This is a genomic window from Planotetraspora thailandica (assembly GCF_016863335.1).
GTDB classification, from domain to species: Bacteria; Actinomycetota; Actinomycetes; order Streptosporangiales; family Streptosporangiaceae; genus Planotetraspora; species Planotetraspora thailandica.
The window spans coordinates 1-1,163 of sequence record NZ_BOOR01000122.1 but is presented as its reverse complement, the minus strand read 5'-3'; the positions used below and the strand labels follow the sequence as shown (position 1 = coordinate 1,163).

Annotated in this window: 1 protein-coding gene; it reads right to left on the bottom strand. The window is 67.4% G+C overall.

The genetic code is table 11. The features are described from left to right. On the bottom strand, positions 1-1,090 hold a 1,090-nt coding region (locus Pth03_RS41120; protein ID WP_203949952.1), incomplete at its 3' end, for an IS481 family transposase. Between the last annotated feature and the right edge of the window lie 73 nt (positions 1,091-1,163).

Sequence of the window (1,163 nt, the reverse complement as noted above, 5' to 3'; positions counted from 1 at the left end):
TGATTCGGACGTCGAGGTCGGCGATGAGCAGGATGACGTGGGTTCGGGCGTGGGTTCGTCCGATGCCGATGTGGTGGAGTCGGCCGTCGAGTCGCAGGGTGACGACTCCGGAGGTGTCGATGCGGTCGTGGCGGATTCTGGTGTGGGTGTCGGGGTCGCGGCTGGTGGCCGGGAGCGCTTTGGGCAGGGCGTGGTAGGCGGCTGCGGGGGTGGCGCGGTGGGGCAGGGACCGGTGCGGGCGGTGCCGGTTGTAGGCGTCGAGGAAGCGGTCGATAAGGGTTTGCAGGTCGGCGATGGTGGCCGGCTGGCGGGGTTGGGCGCGGAGCCATTTCTTCATCGTTTGCTGGAATCGTTCGACCTTGCCGCAGGTGGTGGGGTGGTTCGGGGTGGAGTTCTTCTGGATCACGTGTAGGCGGCGTAGTTCGTGTTCCAGGGCGTTGCGGCCGCCGCGTCCGCCGGACAGGCGGGTGGTGAAGACCATGCCGTTGTCGGTGAGGGTGGAGGCGGGCACGCCGTGGGTGTGGACGGTTTGGCGGAAGGTGTCGCGGACGATGGGGCCGGTGATGCGGGGCCAGGCGGTCACGTGCAGGGCGTAGCGGGAGTGGTCGTCCAGCCAGGTGAGGATCTCGGTGTCGGTGCCGTCGGTGAGCCGGTAGTGGGTGAAGTCGGCCTGCCAGGTCTCGTTCGGCAGGGCCGCTTGGAAGCGGATGTAGGAGGATCTCGGCCGTTTCTTCGGCTCGGGGGTGACCAGGCCGTGGCGGGTCAGGTAGCGGCTGGTGGTCGCCCGGGAGACGGTCAGCTGGTGATGGGTGCGCAGGTGCCAGGCGATCGTGTCAGGGCCGGCGTCCAGGCCCTGTTCAGATAGCTGCTTGCGGAGCCGGACGATCAACTCGACCGCCGCAGGAGCGATCGCGGTCGGTGAGGTCTTCGGTCGTCTGGACCTGGGTTCGAACGCTGCCTCGCCCTCGTCCCGGTAGCGGGCCACGAGCTTGGACACCCAGCCCTTGGAGACTCCGTACGCGCGAGCGACGTCCGCCTGAGAGCGACCCTCGACAACAACCGCAGTGATCACCAGCCTGGCCTTCGACACGGCCAGACTCTCGACCGCCGAGGTTTCCTATGTCTGGAGACATGCGTTTCCTATGTCCTGAACCAGCACACCA